The sequence below is a fragment of the Actinotalea sp. JY-7876 genome, from assembly GCF_014042015.1.
GTDB lineage: Bacteria > Actinomycetota > Actinomycetes > Actinomycetales > Cellulomonadaceae > Actinotalea.
Map to the genome: position 1 here is coordinate 3,004,445 of NZ_CP059493.1, position 16,332 is coordinate 3,020,776.

Genomic DNA, 16,332 nt, shown 5'->3' on the forward strand with positions numbered 1-16,332 from the left:
CGCGTCCTTCGCGACCTGGGACGCGCCGGCCTGTGCCGAGGCGGTGTCGCCGGTCACGTGCTGGTCCTTCGGGGCGTCGGTCACCGCAGGAGGCCCTTCATCTGCGACGTCGGCGTGGCCTCGAGCGCCGCGGCCTCGGCGGCGCGCGCCGCCTCCTCGCGGTTGACGCCGAGCGGCGACGACTGGATCTGCTCGTGCAGGGCGAGGATCGCGTTGATGAGCATCTCCGGACGCGGCGGGCAGCCGGGCAGGTAGATGTCCACCGGGACGATGTGGTCGACACCCTGGACGATGGCGTAGTTGTTGAACATGCCGCCCGAGGACGCGCAGACGCCCATCGAGAGCACCCACTTGGGCTCCGACATCTGGTCGTAGACCTGGCGCACGACGGGGGCCATCTTCTGGCTGACGCGCCCGGCGACGATCATGAGGTCGGCCTGGCGCGGCGACGCGCGGAAGACCTCCATGCCGAAGCGCGAGAGGTCGTAGCGCGCCGTGCCGGCGGCCATCATCTCGATGGCGCAGCAGGCCAGGCCGAACGTCACCGGCCACAGCGACGCCTTGCGGATCAACCCCGCGAGGTCCTCGATGGAGGCCAGCAGGAAGCCGGACGGTGCCTCTTCGATGCCCATGGCTCCCCTCCTCTCAGTCAGCTCGGTTCGCGGCGGCCCGGGGCCGTGCGACGGTCAGCGGTCGGGCGGTCGGTGCTCCGCCGGCCCGGTCGGGGCTCAGTCCCACTCGAACCCGCCGCGGCGCCACTCGTAGACGAACGGCACGGTGATCAGGACGAGGAACGTCATCATGGCGATCACGCCGAACATGGCGAGCTCCTGGAACGCGACGGCCCAGGGGTACATGAACACGACCTCGATGTCGAAGATGATGAAGGTCATCGCGACGAGGTAGTACTTGATCGGGAAGCGACCGCCGCCGACGGCGCCCGGCGTCGGGTCGATGCCGCACTCGTAGGCCTCGAGCTTGGCGCGGTTGTAGCGCTTCGGCCCGATGATCGCGCTCGCGCCGACGCCACCGAGGGCGAGGACCGCGGCGACGCCCATGAGGGCCAGGATCGGGATGTACGGGTTGGTCATCGTGCCCTCCGGTGCGGCGGGACGGTCGCAGCCTCCGCTGAGTCTCGTGCGCTCATGCGGCCGGCGCAATCCGGGTCAGTGCGTGGATGAAGCGGTCGGACAGGTCGCCCCCGCGAGGCTCCCACACGTCGGAGAGCAGCTTGAGGACGAGGCGCATCAGCGCGGGCCGCGGCAGGCCGTAGCGCGTGCACACGCGCATGACCTCGGGGTGCTCGATGAGCTTCACGAAGACGCGGCCGAGCGTGTAGTAGCCGCCGAGCTCGTCCGACATGATCCGCGGGTAGCTGGCGAGCGTGCGCTCGCGCTCGGCGGCCGTGCCGCGCGAGTGCGCCTGCGCGACGACCTCGGCGGCGCGACGGGCGGCCTGCATCGCGTACGCGATGCCCTCGCCGTTGAACGGGCTGACCATGCCGCCCGCGTCGCCCACGAGCATGAGCCCGCGCGTGTAGTGCGGCTTGCGGTTGAAGCCCATCGGCAGCGCCGCGCTGCGCACGGGACCCACCTGGTTCTCGGGCGTGAAGCCCCACTCGGCGGGGGTGTTCGCGACCCAGCGCTGCAGGAGGTCCTTGTAGTCGATCTTCGTGGCGGTGGCGCGGGAGCTGACGCTGCCGAGGCCCACGTTCGCGGTCCCGTCGCCGAGCCCGAAGATCCAGCCGTAGCCCGGCAGCAGGTTCGACTCCCCGGGCTTGCCGTCCCAGAGCTCGAGCCAGCTCTCCATCCAGTCGTCGTCGTGCCGGGGCGTCTGGTAGTACGTCCGCACGGCGACGCCCATGGGGCGGTTCGGGTTCTTCTCGATGCCGAGCGCGAGCGCGAGGCGGGCCGAGACGCCGTCGGCGGCGATGACCACGGGCGCGCGGTACGTGACCTCGTCACCCGCGCGGCGGCCGGCGGCGTCGACGGGGCGGGCGGTGACGCCGACCACGCGGCCCGTGCGCTCGTGCAGCACCGGGCCCGTGACGTTCATCTGCTCGACGATCGTCGCGCCGGCGGCGCGGGCGTGACGGGCGAGCGTGTCGTCGAAGTCCTTGCGGGTGCGGCTCACGCCGTAGCTCGGGAACGTGTCCGTCTCCGGCCAGGGCAGCTCGATGCGGTGCCCGCCCCCGTAGACGCGCAGCCCCTTGTTGCGGATCCAGCCGTCCTCCTCGCGCATGGGCACGCCCATCGCGACGAGCTCGCGCACGGAGCGCGGCGTGAAGCCGTCGCCGCAGACCTTCTCGCGGGGGAACGCGGTCTTCTCCAGCACGAGGACGTCGAGGCCCGCGACCGCGAGGTAGTAGGCGGCGGTGGATCCGGCCGGACCTGCGCCGACGACGATGACGTCTGCGTCATCGTGCTCGCGCTGCGTCCCCACGCCCTGCCTCGTCTTTGTGAAGGGATTCACTAACCGGTCGGCCCAGTCTAACTACCGCCCGAGACCGTGTCTGCGAAGGCTTACCTTGCTTGCCGGGTCGGGCCCGGAGGGTCCCTACGGCCGCGTCGCGCGGTGGAGCGCGACGACGCCGCCCGTGAGGTTGCGGTAGGCCACGTCGGCCCAGCCCGCCTCGCGCATGAGGCGGCCGAGGGCGTCCTGGTCCGGCCACTCCTGGATCGACTCGGCGAGATAGACGTAGGCGTCCGGCTCCTTCGAGACCGCGCGCGCGACGGGCGGCAGGGCCCGCATGAGGTACTCCAGGTACACGGTGCGGAACGGCGCGAACGTGGGCCGCGAGAACTCGCACACCACGACGCGGCCGCCCGGCTTGGTCACGCGCAGCATCTCGGTCAGCGCCGCGCGCGTGTCGACGACGTTGCGCAGGCCGAAGGAGATCGTCACCGCGTCGAAGGACGCGTCCGCGAACGGCAGGCGCGTCGCGTCGCCCGCCGTGAACGGCAGGTCCGGGCGGCGGCGCTTGCCGACCTCGAGCATCCCGACCGAGAAGTCGCACGGGACCACGCGCACGCCCGCGGCGTCGAACGGCTCGCTCGACGTGCCCGTGCCGGCCGCGAGGTCGAGCACGACGTCGCCCGGCCACGCGTCGACCGCGCGGATGGTGGCCGTGCGCCACCGGCGGTCCTGGCCCAGCGAGATGACGTCGTTGGTGAGGTCGTACCGCCGCGCGATGTGGTCGAACATCGCGGCGACCTCGTGCGGCTGCTTGTCCAGGCTGGCGCGGGGCATGGCGGACATCCTCTCAGGTCGCCGGGGTCGCCGCGGCGGGCGGCACCGGCCGCGCGGCATACGCTGGGGGGCGATGAGCCCCGACCTGCGCGCAGCCCGTGCGGGCGACGACGCGACGCCGCACACCCCCGCCGGGACCGCCGCCACCCTCCCCCAGCCCCTCGTCGCGCGGACGGTCCGGGTCGACGCCGACACCCTGCCCGACGACCTCACCGCGCTCCTTCCCGCCGAGGGCGGCCTCAGCTGGCTGCGGCGCGGCGACGGCCTCGTCGCGTGGGGCGAGGTGGCACGCACGACGTCGTACGGACCCGACCGGTTCGCGCTGGCGGAGGCCGCCTGGCGCACGGCCGCGGCGCACGCGGTGGTGCGTGACGAGGTGCGCGTCCCGGGGACCGGACCGGTCGCGTTCGGCTCCTTCGCCTTCGCCGCCGGCTCGCGCGCGGCGAGCACGCTCGTGGTGCCCGCCGTCGTGGTCGGCCGCCGGGGAGGCACGGCGTGGGTGACGACGATCGACGTCGGCGCGGCGCCCGGGACGGTGCGGCCCCGCCCGCAGGCCCCCGCCGCGGCGCCGGGCCCCGTCCGCTACACCGACGGGGCGCTCGCGAGCGAGGACTGGCAGGAGGCGGTCGCCCAGGCCGTGGAGCGGATCCGCGCGGGCGAGCTGGACAAGGTCGTGCTCGCGCGCGACGTCGTCGCCCGCACGACGGAGCCGCTCGACCAGCGCTGGGTGCTGCGCCGCCTCGCGGCCGACTACCCGTCGTGCTGGACGTTCGCCGTGGACGGCATCGTCGGCGCGACGCCCGAGCTGCTGCTGCGCAGCGAGAAGGGGCTGGTCACCTCACGCGTGCTCGCGGGGACCATCCGGCGCACGGGCGACGACGCGGCCGACCTGACGCGCGCGGCGACGCTCGCGCACTCCTCCAAGGACCTGGAGGAGCACGAGTACGCGGTGGAGTCGCTCACCCACGCGCTGGAGCCGTTCTGCTCGTCCGCCAACGTGCCCGAGACGCCGTACGTGCTGCACCTGCCGAACGTGCTGCACCTGGCCACGGACGTGACCGCCGTGCTGCGGACCGACGGCGAGGACGGCCCGCCGTCCAGCCTCGCGCTCGCCGCGGCGCTGCACCCCACCGCGGCCGTGGCCGGGACGCCGACCGCGGCGGCCTGCGAGCTGATCGACCGGATCGAGGGCATGGACCGCGGCCGCTACGCCGGTCCGGTGGGCTGGGTCGGCACGGACGGCGACGGCGAGTGGGGCATCGCGCTGCGCTCGGCGGAGCTCGACCCGGACGACCCGCACCGCCTGCGCCTGTTCGCCGGCTGCGGCATCGTCGCGGCGTCCGAGCCGGCCGCCGAGCTGGCCGAGTCCGAGGCCAAGCTCGAGCCGATGCGGCACGCGCTCGGCGACGGCTGAGCGCACGCCTCGCCGCCGGCGCCGGCTCCCCCGAGACGCGCGAGGGCCCGGCCCGACGTCGGGGGGAACGTCGGGCCGGGCCGGTCCGTGGTCGGCCTGAGCCGATCGCGTCAGTCGTGCGGGCTCGTCAGCCGCGCTGTCCCTGCTCGCTCTGGCCGCCCTGCTCGCCCTGCGAGCCGGAGCGGCGGTCGAAGAGGTCGCCGCGGGGCCGGCGGTCGCGGTCGCCCTGCTCCTGCTCCTGGTTGGGCGTGGCCGACTTCTCCTCGCGCGTCGCGAGGGTGAGCGGGACGTCGAGCGCCTCGCCGTCGCGCACCACCGTCAGGGTGACCTCGGTGCCGGCCGGGAGCGCCCGGACGAAGGCCGTGAGCGACTCGGCGCCGCTGACCGGCTGACCGTCGATCGCCACGACGACGTCGCCGGTGGCGAGCTCGGCGTCGGCCGCGGGGGAACCGGCCGTCACCTGCTCCACCACCGCACCGCGGCGCGTGACGTCCTCGGCGGTGGCGGTGCCGTCGCTGAGCGCGACACCCAGGAAGGCGTGCTCGGCGGTGCCGTCCTCGATGAGCTCGGCGCCGATGCGGTCGGCGAGGTTCGCGGGGATCGCGAAGCCGAGGCCGATGGAGCCGCCCTGGCCGCCGCTCGAGAGCGTGGCGATCGAGGACGTGATGCCGACGACCTCGCCCGAGGCGTTGAACAGCGGACCACCGCTGTTGCCCGGGTTGACCGCGGCGTCGATCTGGATCGCGTTCGTCACGACCGTCTCGTCGTCGCCGCCGGTCGTCGAGACGGGTCGGTCGAGCGCGGAGACGATGCCGGTCGTCACGGTGCTGTCCAGGCCGAGGGGGTTGCCGACGGCCATGACGCCCTCACCGACGACGAGCTCGTCCGAGTCGCCGAGGACGGCGGGGACCAGGTCGTCCGGGGCGCCCTGGATCTGGATGACGGCGAGGTCGGTCGTCGGGTCGAGGCCGACGATCGTGGCCTCGTAGACGCGACCGTCCGCGAGCGTCACGCGCAGGCCGCCGTCCACCGCGTCACCGACGACGTGGTCGTTGGTGAGCACGTGGCCCTCCGCGTCGACCACGACACCGGAGCCGGTGCCGCTGCCGCTCTGGGTGCGGACGTCGATCGCCACCACGGAGTCGCGGACGGCGTCGGCCACCGCCTGCCAGTCCGGGTCCTGCGACGAGGAGCCCGCGACGGGGACGGTCGTGGACGACTCGTCGCGGCCGAGGCTCGCCACCGAGGCGGGCCGGGCGGCGGAGCCGTCGTCGTCCAGCGCCGCGGTGACGCCGAACGTCGCCAGGCTCGCGACGAGCGCCGTGCCGGCGGCGACGCCGACGACCGGCCACCAGCCGGGGCGCGTGGTGACGGGCCGCGACGGCGTGTGCGGGGCCTGGGTCTGGGGGGTCTGGGGCGCCGTCTGGTCGGCGCGGGGCTCGGGGTGCTGCTGTGGTGTCGTCATGGGTCCTCCCTCGGTCGTTGGATCCATGAGACCGCGCCAACCTCGGGCACCGCTGGGGCGTGCCTGGGAGTTTCCTGGGAGTCGGCGACGGTCCGGATCCCCTACGGCGACCTCATGACCGAGAGCGCCGTCATGGTGCTCGTGAACGGGATGGTCCTCGACCGATCCACCGTCGCGGCCACCCTCGACGGGTCTCCCGCATGGTCCTCCTACTCGATCGAGGAGGCTCAGCACATCGCGATCGGTGAGACGAGCGCGGCTCTCGTCTATCGAGCATCTGCGTCGAGACCCGGCCAGGGTGAACCGTTCACCGCGTTGATGACGAGCGTCTACACGGTCGTCGACGGTCGGCCCCGGCTGGCGCTCTACCAGCAGACCACGGTCACCCACGAGCGACGGCGGGCGGGCGCAGGCGGCGCGAGGGCGGGGGCGGCGGCCGCCGCTTGGCGCTGTGACGGGACGAACAGCGCCATGCCCTCATCACGTGTCGGATCATGCCGATCGCATCGTTACGATTCTCGGTGCGACGCGCCTCGGGTGACCGGACGGCCGCATGTCACGACCCCCCTCCGCACGGCCGTCCCCAGCGTGCCCCTGCTCCGTCCGCGCGCCCGCCCCCCGGCTCGCCCGCCCGTCCCTGTTCGGGAGCTCTCCCCCATGCCCAAGGTGCTGACCACCGGCCGCCCCTGGCACGTCATCCTCGTCTTCGCCGTACCGCTGCTCATCGGCAACGTCGTCCAGCAGCTCTACCACGTCGCCGACGCCATCGTGGTCGGGCGCGTGCTGGGCGTCGACGCGCTGGCCGCGGTCGGCGCGACCGGCGCGCTCACCTTCCTGATGCTCGGCTTCACGTGGGGCATGACCAGCGGCTTCGCCATCCCGACCGCGCAGGCGTTCGGCGCCGGTGACGCGGCCGCGGTCCGCCGGTCGGTGGTCGCGGGCACCATCCTGTCGGGCATCGGGAGCATCGCCCTGACGGCCGGCGCACCCGTCATCGCCGAGCCCGCCCTGCGCCTGCTCCGGACCCCGGAGCCGCTGCTCGCCGAGGCGACCGAGTTCACGGTGGTCATGTTCCTCGGCGGCAGCACGCTGATGTTCTTCAACTACCTCTCGGCGATCATCCGCGCCATCGGGGACTCGCGGACGCCGCTCGTCTTCCTCGCGATCAGCTGCCTGCTGAACATCGCCCTCGTGCTCCTCCTCGTCCCGGTCATCGGCATGGGCGTCGGCGGCGCCGCGCTCGCGACGGTCATCTCGCAGGGCGTCTCCGTCGCGCTGTGCCTCGGCTACGTCCGCCTGCGCGTGCCGGTGCTGCACGTGGGCCGCGCGGACTGGCGTATCGACCGTGCGGAGCTCGGCCGCCACCTGCGCATCGGCGTGCCCATGGGCTTCCAGATGTCGATCATCGCGATCGGCACCCTGGCGGTGCAGGTGCGCCTCAACCAGCTCGGCCCCGACGCGGTCGCCGCCTACACGACGGCGGCACGCGTCGACGGGCTCGCCGTCGCCCTGCTGCAGTCGCTGGGCCTGGCCGTCTCGACCTTCGTGGCCCAGAACCACGGCGCCGGGCGGCCCGACCGGATCCGGACCGGCGTCGTGCAGGCCGTCTGGATGTCGGTGGCCGGCTCCGTCGCCCTCGGCGCCGTCCTCGTGACCGGCGGCTCGGCGATCGTCGCCCTCTTCGTGGGCGAGGGCGAGGAGCGGGTCGTCGCGATGGCGGCCCAGTTCCTCATGGTCAACGGGGTGCTGTACGCGTTCCTGGGCGTGCTGTTCGTCCTGCGCGGCGCGCTGCAGGGCCTCGGGCGCACGCTCGTGCCGACGGCCACCGGCGTGCTCGAGCTCGTGATGCGCGTGGGCGCCGCCGTCGTGCTGGGCGCGGCCTTCGGGTTCACCGGCGTCATCTGGGCGAACCCGCTGGCATGGCTCGGCGCCGTCGCGCTGCTCGTGCCGGCCTACGTGCGCGCGCACCGCAGCCTGGCGACGGAGCGCGTCGTCGTCGGCGGGCTCGCCCCCGACGTCCTCGTCATGGACGGCCCGCACGAGGGCTCCGTCGTGATGGAGACCGTCGTCCCCGACGTCGAGGCGGTCGGGCACCACGACCACGCGCACGCCGACCAGGACCTCCGCGAGGACGCCACCGGGTCGCGCTGACACCACGCCGGTCCGTCACGTCCACGGCGCGACGGACCGGGTCAGCCGTCCGCGACGGCGCCGCGGACGGCCGCCGCGAGGGCGTCGCCCAGGGCACGGCGGCCGGCACGGTCGACCACCACCTCGACCACCTCGGTGCCGGCACCGGGGCGCGGCCCCGCCGCGAGCGCCGCGCGCAGCCCCGCGGCGTCGGTGACCCGGACGTGGCGCACGCCGTAGCCCGCGCACAGGGCGCCGAGGTCGGCGCCGTGCGGGGTGGCGAAGACGCGCTCGAACGCCCGGGCGTGCTCGGGCGCGCCGTGCTCGAGCGAGGCGAAGATCGACCCGCCGTCGTCGTTGGCGACCACCACCTGCAGGTCGGGCCGACGCTCGAGCGGGCCCACGAGCAGCCCGCCGACGTCGTGCAGGAACGTCAGGTCCCCGACGTAGGCGCGGACCGGCCGGCCGAGGCCGAGCGCGACGCCCGCGGCGGTCGAGAGCGTCCCGTCGATGCCGGCGAGGCCGCGGTTCGCGAGCACGACCGGCGGCTCGTCCCAGTCGGCCACGAGGTCCAGGTCCCGCACGGGGTTGCTCGACCCCACGACCAGCACGTCGCCGGTGGCGCCGGCGACCAGGGTGGCGACCGCGGGCCCCGTCAGCGCCGGTGCCGCGTCGAGGACCCCGCGCACGGCCGCCGCGGCGCTCGACCCGGCGCGCCGCCAGCGGCTGAGCCAGGCGACGTCGCCCGCGAGTCCTCCGGCGAGCAGGAGCGGTGGCACCTCGGTGAGGACCTGGTCGGCCGACCGCATGGCGTCCGGCCACAGCTCGCCCTCGGGTGCCACGACGAGGACCTCGACGTCGGCCCGCCCGAGCAGCTGCTGCACGGGACGCGACAGCGTCGGCCGGCCGAGGACGACGACGCGCCGCACGGCGCCCCCCAGGTCGGGCTCCGGAAGCAGCAGCCGGTAGGCGACGACCGCGTTCGGTCCGCCGCGCGCGCCCGACGACGGCTCGGCGAGCAGCGGCCAGTCGTTCGCCTCCGCGACCCGGCGCGCCAGCGGCCCGGCCCCGTCCCCCGCGACGACGACGGTCGGCACGCCGCCCGCGCGTCGTGCCGTGTCGACGCGTGCGGCACCGGCGGGCGCCACCAGGGGCGCCGAGGCGTGTGCGGTCGCGGCCGGGGGCGCCGCGGTGCCGGCGCCCGCACCGCGCGCCGTCGCGCTGCCCCGGGCGAGGACCTCGGTGAGGCCGTCGCCGGACGGGACCGGCCACGGGGCGCCGTCGGGGACCAGCGGGTCGCGGAACGCGAGGTCGAGGTGGACGGGCCCGGCGTCACCGGTGCGGCGGCCCATCGCCACGGCCACCGCGCGCGAGGCGAGGTGGCGCAGGTCGCGGTCCTCACCGGGGCGGCCGACGGGCGCCGGCACGTCGAGCGTCAGGCGCACCGCCGGTGCGAGGAGGCCCACCTGCTGCGTCGTCTGGTTCGCACCCGTGCCCCGCAGCTCGTGGGGCCGGTCCGCGGTGACCAGCAGGAGCGGCACCCCGCTGTGGTCGGCCTCGAGCACCGCCGGGTGCAGGTTGGCCACCGCGGTGCCCGACGTCGTCACAACGGCGACCGGGCGCGGGTGCCCGGCGGCACGCGCCGCGAGCGCGAGGCCCAGGGCGAGGAAGCCCGCGTCGCGCTCGTCCACGCGGACGTGCAGGTCGAGCCCCGGCGCGTGCGGGTCGCGCTCGCCGTCGGGCAGGGCGGCCTCCGCGAGCGCGTGCGCGAGCGGCGCGCTCCGCGACCCCGGTGCGAGCACCACCTCCCGCACCCCGAGCCGGGCGAGCGCCTGGAGCAGCACGCGCGCGGCGTGCGCGGACGGCGAGCCCGTCGGCGCGGCGTGCGCCGACGGCGAGCCCGCCGCCGGGGCGTCGTCGCGGCCCGGCAGCTCGGGGGCCTCCTCGGTCATGCCGATCCCTCCCCCGCTGCGACCTGACCGACCCGCTGCACCCGCTCCGCCCGGTCCGTCCACCGGCGCGCGAGCTCGCCGTCCGCGGCGTGCGCCGCCAGCAGCGCCGGGTCCGGAGCCGGAGCGCGGACGGCGATCGCGCCGCCCACCGGCACCAGGGGCTCCGCCACGACGTCGGCCCGGAGCAGCTGCGCCGTCGCGAGGCCGCAGGCGTAGGGCAGCTCGGGAAGCGCCGCCGCGAGCGCGATCCCCGCGGCGAGCCCGACGGAGCTCTCGAGCGCCGACGACACCACGACGGGCAGCCCGACCCGCTCCGCGAGCTCGAGGCACGCGCGCACGCCGCCCAGCGGCTGGACCTTGAGCACGACGACGTCGGCCGCCTCGGCCCGCACGACGGCCATCGGGTCCTCGGCGCGGCGGATCGACTCGTCGGCCGCCACCGGCACCGAGACCGCCCGGCGCACGCGCGCGAGGTCCGGGACCGACGCGCAGGGCTGCTCGACGTACTCGAGACCACCCGCGGCCCGGTCGAGCACCCGCAGCCGGGCGATCGCCGTGGTCACGTCCCAGGCGCCGTTCGCGTCGATGCGGATCCGGCCGTCCGGCCCGAGCGCGTCGCGCACGGCCTCGAGCCGGGCGACCTCGTCCGAGAGCTCCTGGCCGCGCTCCGCGACCTTGACCTTCGCCGTCCGGCAGCCGGCCGACCGCACGACGATCTCGCGCGCCGGCTCGGGGCCCACCGCCGGGACCGTGACGTTGACCGGCACCGCGTCGCGCACCGGTGTCGGCCACCCCTGGTCCGCCGCCTCGAGCGCGGCACGCCACCAGGAGGCCGACTCGGCGTCGTCGTAGTCCCAGAAGGGCGAGAACTCGCCCCAGCCCGCGTCGCCGCGCAGCAGCACGCCGTCGCGCGCGTCCAGCCCACGGAAGCGGGTCCGCAGGGCCACCCGGTAGACGTGCAGGTCACGGGTCGGCGGACGGGTCACCCGGTCACCGTAGTACGGGTCCGTCGTACGGGTCCGTCGTACGGGTCCGTCGTATGGGTCACAGGCGGAGCGGTCGTTACCCTGACGACCATGAGCGCGCTGCCCCCGACGGTGTCCGAGACGTTCGACCCCCGGGTCTGGCGCGAGGTCGAGGGCTTCGAGCTCTCCGACATCACGTACCACCGCGGCGTGGACCGCACCGGTGACGTCGAGCGCGACCTGCCGGTCGTGCGCATCGCGTTCCACCGGCCCGAGGTCCGCAACGCCTTCCGCCCGCACACGGTCGACGAGCTCTACCGCGCCCTGGACCACGCCCGCATGTCGCCCGACGTCGGCGTCGTGCTCCTCGCCGGCAACGGCCCCAGCCCGAAGGACGGCGGCTGGGCCTTCTGCTCGGGCGGCGACCAGCGCATCCGCGGGCGGGACGGCTACCGCTACGCGTCCGGCACGTCGGCGGACACGGTCGACCCGGCGCGCGCGGGACGGCTGCACATCCTCGAGGTCCAGCGCCTCATCCGGACGATGCCCAAGGTGGTCGTCGCCGTCGTGGACGGGTGGGCCGCCGGGGGCGGGCACTCGCTGCACGTCGTGGCGGACCTGTCGATCGCGTGCCGCGAGCACGGCCGCTTCAAGCAGACGGACGCCGACGTCGGCTCCTTCGACGGCGGGTACGGCTCCGCGTACCTCGCGCGCCAGGTGGGCCAGAAGCGGGCGCGGGAGATCTTCTTCCTGGCCCGGGAGTACTCGGCGCAGGACGCCGAGCGCTGGGGCGCGGTCAACGAGGTCGCCGAGCACGACGACCTGGAGCGCCTCGCCCTCGACTACGCCCGCACCATCGCGGGCAAGTCACCGCAGGCGGTGCGGATGCTGAAGTTCGCCTTCAACCTGGCCGACGACGGCCTCATGGGCCAGCAGGTCTTCGCCGGCGAGGCCACGCGCCTCGCGTACATGACGGACGAGGCGGTCGAGGGCCGGGACGCGTTCCTCGAGCGGCGCGCGCCCGACTGGTCGGGCTTCCCGTACCACTTCTGAGGACCCGCACCCTGCGCGGGCCCGCGCCCGGTGCCCGGGACGCGGTCGGGCCGCCTCAGAACTGGCCGGCGAACCAGAGGCCGAAGCTCGCGAGGTCGCGCAGGACGATGGCGCCCGCGAGCCCGACGCCGACCAGCAGGAGGACCGCCACGAGGGCGGGCAGCGTCGAGCGCAGCCGGTCGCTGTGGCGCTCGTCGTCCGGGACGCGCGCGTCGTCGGCGGCCTGGATCTCGGCGGCCGGCACGTCGGCGCGCGAGTGGTGGGTGCTGTCGAGGTCGATCGTCATCTGTGCCATGCGTCCAGCCTGGCGGCCCGCCCGCCGCGGCGGATCGGCCCCAGGGACCGCCGTGGCGCGCCCGCCGTCACCCGTCGGGCCGGACGCGGCGAGGCCGGCTCATCCCGCAGGATGAGCCGGCCTGGCCACGACGTCAGCCGACGGTCAGCGACCCCTTGCCGGCGGGGATCATCTCGACCCACGTGTTGCCGGGCGCGAGCAGCAGCGGCGAGCCGTCGGCGGTGAAGAGCTGGAGCGGCGCGTCGGCCGCGGCCTTCGACCACGTGCCGGTGACCGTCGCCCCGCCCGTCGCGACGACGGCCTCCCCCGAGCCCACGAGCTCGTAGGTCGGCACGGGCGCACCACCCTGCGCACCGTAGGGCGAGTTCGGGTGCGGCGCCGTGATCGCGACGACGTTGACGGCGCTCAGGCGCGCCCCGCTCGCCGCGGTCGCGGGCGTGCTGCCCTCCGAGCGCAGCCACGTCCCCGTGCCGGCGTCGAACGACCAGCTCGGCTTCGCCTGCGCCGACAGCGAGAACGTCAGGCTGGACGCGGGCGTCCCGGCCACGGCGGCGGTGGCGACGTCGGCGCGGCGCGCGAACGCGAACTGCTCACCGGGGGACGCGGAGTGCGCGGCATCCGCGGCCGCGAGGAACGCCTGGGGGTCGCCCATGACGTTGTGCGGCGCGGACCTGCCGCGCACGCGGTAGAGGCCCGCGGCGCCGGCGTCGTGGCTGATGCTCTGCACGCCGCTGCCCGCGACCTCCGCCAGGATGCCGGGCTGGCCGCCCGAGTAGACGAGGAGGCCGTGCAGGGGCGCGACGACGAGCGGGTCCATCGGGCGCACGGAGCGGATGGGGCCGACCTCGGCCGGCAGCTGCGAGTGGTACACCGCGATGAGACGCGAGACCTCGAACTCGACGACCGTCTCCCACACGACGTCGGCCTGCTCCAGCCCCACCTGGGGCCGCGCCACGGCGGTGTTCTCGACCTTGACGGCGATCGCCGGCCGCGTGGCGGGCTCGCCCGCGACGCCCGTGAGCGGCCACGTCGGCGCGACCACCGGCGCGGGGGGCGCGTTGCGCGCGCTCTCGATCGTCGGCTCGACGGTCACCGGCGCCGGCGTCTGGGGCCCGTCCGCCGGCGAGCACGCCACGACACCCGCGGCGACGGTCATCGCCGCGAGGACGGCACCGACGCGTCGGCGCAGGCCGGCGGTCGTCCCGGAGCGGCGGTCACGGACGGTGGTGCTCGAGCGCGTGGTGGTCGACACCGGCAGCTCCTTCTTGCCGTGGAACGGCCTCGTGCGTGCAGCGAGCCGGGCCCGGCCCGGCTCCCGATACTGTACGGCGCACCTACGCTGGCACGGTGGGACGCGCACTGGTGGTGCCTGTGGGGCCTGGTCGCTCCGGCGCGGCGGAGGTGGCGGAGGTCACGCGGGCGGTCGCGTCGGCGCTCAGCGGTCGTGGTCCGGCCGTGGCCGCCGTGGCGCGGGCGGCGGGCGACGAGGCCACCCGTGCGGACGGGCCCGAGGTCCCCGACGACGTCGCCCTGGTCGTGCGGACGTCCGGCTCCACCGGGCGCCCCCGGCACGTCCTGCTCACGCGCGACGCGCTCGAGGCCTCCGCGCGGGCGACCCACGAGCGCCTGGGCGGTCCCGGGCGCTGGCTCCTCGCCCTTCCCCTCGACCACGTCGCCGGGCTCCAGGTCGTCGCGCGCACCGTCCTGGCCGGGGGCCGGCCCGCGGTCGTCCCGGAGCCGGCCGACCCGGCGGCGCTCGCCGACGCGGTCACCCGTGCCCGGACGCAGGACCCGGGCGCGCGGCTCTACGCGTCGCTCGTCCCCACGCAGCTGCGGCGCGTGGTCCAGGCGCCCGAGCACGCCAGGGCCCTCCGCGCGCTGGACGCGGTCCTCGTCGGCGGGGCGTCGGCGGCGCCCGCGCTGCTCGACCGCGCGCGCGAGCTCGGCCTCCGCGTGGTGACCACCTACGGGATGAGCGAGACGTGCGGCGGCTGCGTCTACGACGGCGTGCCGCTCGACGGCGTCGACGTCGAGCTCGACGGCGCCGGGCGCGTGCTCCTCGCGGGGCCGGTCCTGGCGCGGGGGTACCTCGACGACCCCGCGGCCCAGGCCGAGGCGTTCGTCGAGCGCGGGGGGCGCCGCTGGCACCGCACCAACGACGCCGGACGCCTCGACGGCGGCCGGCTGCACGTGGTGGGCCGCGCCGACGACGTCCTGGTCACCGGCGGGGAGAAGGTCGCCCCGGCCGCGGTGGAGGCCGCGCTCGCGGCGCTCGGGCTCGAGGCGTGCGTCGTCGGCGTGCCGGACCCCGAGTGGGGCCAGGCCGTCGTGGCCGTCGTCGTCCGGCCCGCGCACGGGCAGCCCGCGGCCCTCGACGACGTCCGGACCGCCGTGCGCCGTACCCTGGGGCAGGCCGCGGCCCCGCGGCACCTCGTGCTGGTCGACGCCCTGCCGCTGCGCGGCCCGGGCAAGGTCGACCGGTCCGCGGTGGCGCGCCTGGCGCGTGGCGCCGTGCGCGCCTAGGGGCCGCACCGGACGCCCGCCGGCCCCGGTCGGCACCTGTCGACACCAGGCGGCACCTGTCGAGGACCCCGAGAGACGAGGACGAGGACGATGGCGACTGCCGCGGAGTGGGTCGAGGGCGCGCGGCTGCGCACCCTCCCGGCGGCGGTGGCGCCGGTGCTCGTGGGCACGGGGGCGGCGGCGCAGCTGGGCGAGGCGTCGGTCGTCCGGGGACTGCTGGCCGCGGGCGTGGCGCTCGCGCTCCAGGTGGGCGTCAACTACGCGAACGACTACTCCGACGGCATCCGCGGCACCGACCTCGACCGCGTCGGACCCCTGCGCCTGACGGGCTCGGGCGCGGCCCGGCCGTCGCAGGTCCGCGGCGCCGCCTTCGCCGCGTTCGGCGTCGGCGCCGCGCTCGGCCTCGTGCTCGTGGCGCTCTCGGGCCACTGGTGGCTGCTCGGCGTCGGCGTCCTGGCCATCGCCGCGGCCTGGTACTACACCGGCGGCCGCAGCCCCTACGGGTACCGCGGGCTGGGCGAGGTCGGCGTGTTCGTCTTCTTCGGCCTCGTGGCCGTGCTGGGGACCACCTACACGCAGGCCGACCGGATCTCCTGGCCGGCCGTCGCGGGGGCCGTCGGCGTGGGCTCGCTGGCGTGCGCCCTGCTCATGGTCAACAACATCCGCGACATCCCGACCGACGTGCTCAGCGGGAAGCGCACGCTCGCCGTGCGCCTGGGCGACTACCGCGCGCGGCGGGTCTACGCCGGACTGCTCGGCGTCGCCGTGGTCGCCGGGCTGGCGTGCGCGCTCGCCGCGCCCTGGTCCGTGCTCGTGCTGCTCGTCGCGGTCCCGGCCGGCATCCTCGCGGGCACCGTGCTGCTCGGCGCCCGGGGCGTGCTCCTCAAGCCGGTGCTCGCGGGCACCGGGCTGCTCGAGCTCGGCTACGGCGTGCTGCTCGGCCTCGGGCTGTCGATCTGACGGTCCGGACCCTGCGGGTCGTGCGGACGGTCAGCGCCCGGGGCCGGTGACCCCGCACCCGGGCCCCTCGCCTCGGCGTCCTCGGCCAGGACGTCGTCCTCGACGCCTGCGCTGAACCGCGGCCCCGTGCGCCGGCGTTCGGCACGGTCGGCGATCCACCGCGCCGCGCGGTCCCGCGGACCGGCCAGCAGCAGGTAGGACAGGGCCCACGCGACGAGGGCCGCGACGACCACGAGCAGCCAGCCGCCGAGGCCGACGGCCCATCCGGCGACGAGGACCCCGGCCAGCAGGCCCAGGCGAAGGAGGGAGTAGACGAGCATCGGCAC

Annotated in this window: 15 protein-coding genes and 1 pseudogene; 6 read left to right on the plus strand and 10 right to left on the minus strand. The window is 75.9% G+C overall.

Going from position 1 to position 16,332, the window contains the following annotated elements; genetic code table 11:
* Positions 1-80: 80 nt before the first annotated feature.
* The 4 genes from H2O74_RS13830 to H2O74_RS13845 all read right to left on the minus strand — a co-directional run bounded on the left by H2O74_RS13830 (position 81) and on the right by H2O74_RS13845 (position 3,249).
* On the minus strand, positions 81-632 hold the full coding sequence (locus tag H2O74_RS13830; protein WP_182112104.1) for an NADH-quinone oxidoreductase subunit B family protein: 552 nt from the start codon (positions 630-632) through the stop codon (positions 81-83).
* A gap of 96 nt (positions 633-728) precedes the next feature.
* Complete coding sequence (locus H2O74_RS13835) at positions 729-1,091, minus strand: NADH-quinone oxidoreductase subunit A (protein WP_182112105.1); 363 nt, start codon at positions 1,089-1,091, stop codon at positions 729-731.
* Positions 1,092-1,143: 52 nt separating this feature from the next.
* Positions 1,144-2,442: a geranylgeranyl reductase family protein gene (locus H2O74_RS13840; protein WP_182112106.1), complete on the minus strand. Its 1,299-nt coding sequence runs from the start codon at positions 2,440-2,442 to the stop codon at positions 1,144-1,146.
* Between the two features lie 114 nt (positions 2,443-2,556).
* Positions 2,557-3,249, minus strand: a complete 693-nt coding sequence (locus H2O74_RS13845; protein WP_182112107.1) for a demethylmenaquinone methyltransferase — start codon at positions 3,247-3,249, stop codon at positions 2,557-2,559.
* Positions 3,250-3,322: 73 nt separating this feature from the next.
* Between H2O74_RS13845 and H2O74_RS13850 the strand changes: the two genes are divergently transcribed.
* Entirely contained in the window at positions 3,323-4,663 is a 1,341-nt protein-coding gene (locus H2O74_RS13850) for an isochorismate synthase MenF (protein WP_182112108.1), read from the plus strand.
* Between the two features lie 127 nt (positions 4,664-4,790).
* Here H2O74_RS13850 and H2O74_RS13855 read toward each other — a convergent pair whose 3' ends face one another.
* A complete protein-coding gene (locus H2O74_RS13855) occupies positions 4,791-6,128 on the minus strand; it encodes a S1C family serine protease (RefSeq protein ID WP_182112109.1) in 1,338 nt (445 codons plus the stop codon).
* 150 nt (positions 6,129-6,278) lie between these two features.
* Here H2O74_RS13855 and H2O74_RS16935 point away from each other — a divergent pair.
* Both H2O74_RS16935 and H2O74_RS13860 read left to right on the plus strand, forming a co-directional pair.
* Positions 6,279-6,419 (plus strand): annotated as a pseudogene (locus tag H2O74_RS16935) (DUF4440 domain-containing protein); the annotation flags it as partial.
* 366 nt (positions 6,420-6,785) lie between these two features.
* The gene (locus H2O74_RS13860; protein ID WP_188037435.1) at positions 6,786-8,279 is read left to right on the plus strand and encodes an MATE family efflux transporter; all 1,494 of its coding nucleotides are present in this window, start codon (positions 6,786-6,788) and stop codon (positions 8,277-8,279) included.
* A gap of 41 nt (positions 8,280-8,320) precedes the next feature.
* Here the strand turns inward: H2O74_RS13860 and menD are convergent, their stop codons facing one another.
* The gene (menD, locus tag H2O74_RS13865; protein WP_182112111.1) at positions 8,321-10,210 is read right to left on the minus strand and encodes a 2-succinyl-5-enolpyruvyl-6-hydroxy-3-cyclohexene-1-carboxylic-acid synthase; all 1,890 of its coding nucleotides are present in this window, start codon (positions 10,208-10,210) and stop codon (positions 8,321-8,323) included.
* Positions 10,207-11,196 carry an o-succinylbenzoate synthase gene (locus H2O74_RS13870; RefSeq protein WP_182112112.1) on the minus strand — a complete coding sequence of 330 codons (990 nt, stop codon included), beginning with the start codon at positions 11,194-11,196 and terminating at the stop codon, positions 10,207-10,209. The genes menD and H2O74_RS13870 overlap by 4 nt, the downstream gene beginning before the upstream one ends.
* 90 nt (positions 11,197-11,286) lie before the next feature.
* On the opposite strand from H2O74_RS13870, the gene H2O74_RS13875 reads away from it, so the two are divergent.
* The gene (locus H2O74_RS13875; protein WP_182112113.1) at positions 11,287-12,228 is read left to right on the plus strand and encodes a 1,4-dihydroxy-2-naphthoyl-CoA synthase; all 942 of its coding nucleotides are present in this window, start codon (positions 11,287-11,289) and stop codon (positions 12,226-12,228) included.
* Between the two features lie 55 nt (positions 12,229-12,283).
* On the opposite strand, the gene H2O74_RS13880 is transcribed toward H2O74_RS13875, so the two are convergent.
* Together H2O74_RS13880 and H2O74_RS13885 are read right to left on the minus strand one after the other, a co-directional pair.
* Positions 12,284-12,523, minus strand: a complete 240-nt coding sequence (locus tag H2O74_RS13880; protein ID WP_182112114.1) for a hypothetical protein — start codon at positions 12,521-12,523, stop codon at positions 12,284-12,286.
* A gap of 133 nt (positions 12,524-12,656) precedes the next feature.
* Positions 12,657-13,775 carry a DUF3048 domain-containing protein gene (locus H2O74_RS13885; protein ID WP_370525759.1) on the minus strand — a complete coding sequence of 373 codons (1,119 nt, stop codon included), beginning with the start codon at positions 13,773-13,775 and terminating at the stop codon, positions 12,657-12,659.
* 95 nt (positions 13,776-13,870) lie between these two features.
* Between H2O74_RS13885 and menE the strand changes: the two genes are divergently transcribed.
* Together menE and H2O74_RS13895 are read left to right on the plus strand one after the other, a co-directional pair.
* Positions 13,871-15,046: an o-succinylbenzoate--CoA ligase gene (menE, locus tag H2O74_RS13890; protein WP_182112115.1), complete on the plus strand. Its 1,176-nt coding sequence runs from the start codon at positions 13,871-13,873 to the stop codon at positions 15,044-15,046.
* A gap of 90 nt (positions 15,047-15,136) precedes the next feature.
* The gene (locus tag H2O74_RS13895; protein WP_182112116.1) at positions 15,137-16,006 is read left to right on the plus strand and encodes a 1,4-dihydroxy-2-naphthoate polyprenyltransferase; all 870 of its coding nucleotides are present in this window, start codon (positions 15,137-15,139) and stop codon (positions 16,004-16,006) included.
* On the opposite strand, the gene H2O74_RS13900 is transcribed toward H2O74_RS13895, so the two are convergent.
* On the minus strand, positions 15,970-16,326 hold the full coding sequence (locus H2O74_RS13900) for a DUF4229 domain-containing protein (RefSeq protein WP_223148337.1): 357 nt from the start codon (positions 16,324-16,326) through the stop codon (positions 15,970-15,972). The two genes, H2O74_RS13895 and H2O74_RS13900, sit on opposite strands and share 37 nt — an antisense overlap.
* Positions 16,327-16,332 lie beyond the last annotated feature (6 nt).

Excerpts from the sequence above, each read along its gene's own strand:
- H2O74_RS13900 (WP_223148337.1), bottom strand. The coding sequence starts at position 16,326 with ATGCTCGTCTACTCCCTCCTTCGCCTGGGCCTGCTGGCCGGGGTCCTC.
- H2O74_RS13875 (WP_182112113.1), top strand. The coding sequence starts at position 11,287 with ATGAGCGCGCTGCCCCCGACGGTGTCCGAGACGTTCGACCCCCGGGTC.
- H2O74_RS13835 (WP_182112105.1), bottom strand. The coding sequence starts at position 1,091 with ATGACCAACCCGTACATCCCGATCCTGGCCCTCATGGGCGTCGCCGCG.
- H2O74_RS13860 (WP_188037435.1), top strand. The coding sequence starts at position 6,786 with ATGCCCAAGGTGCTGACCACCGGCCGCCCCTGGCACGTCATCCTCGTC.
- H2O74_RS13880 (WP_182112114.1), bottom strand. The coding sequence starts at position 12,523 with ATGGCACAGATGACGATCGACCTCGACAGCACCCACCACTCGCGCGCC.
- H2O74_RS13895 (WP_182112116.1), top strand. The coding sequence starts at position 15,137 with ATGGCGACTGCCGCGGAGTGGGTCGAGGGCGCGCGGCTGCGCACCCTC.
- H2O74_RS13855 (WP_182112109.1), bottom strand. The coding sequence starts at position 6,128 with ATGACGACACCACAGCAGCACCCCGAGCCCCGCGCCGACCAGACGGCG.
- menD (WP_182112111.1), bottom strand. The coding sequence starts at position 10,210 with ATGACCGAGGAGGCCCCCGAGCTGCCGGGCCGCGACGACGCCCCGGCG.
- H2O74_RS13830 (WP_182112104.1), bottom strand. The coding sequence starts at position 632 with ATGGGCATCGAAGAGGCACCGTCCGGCTTCCTGCTGGCCTCCATCGAG.
- H2O74_RS13850 (WP_182112108.1), top strand. The coding sequence starts at position 3,323 with ATGAGCCCCGACCTGCGCGCAGCCCGTGCGGGCGACGACGCGACGCCG.
- H2O74_RS13845 (WP_182112107.1), bottom strand. The coding sequence starts at position 3,249 with ATGCCCCGCGCCAGCCTGGACAAGCAGCCGCACGAGGTCGCCGCGATG.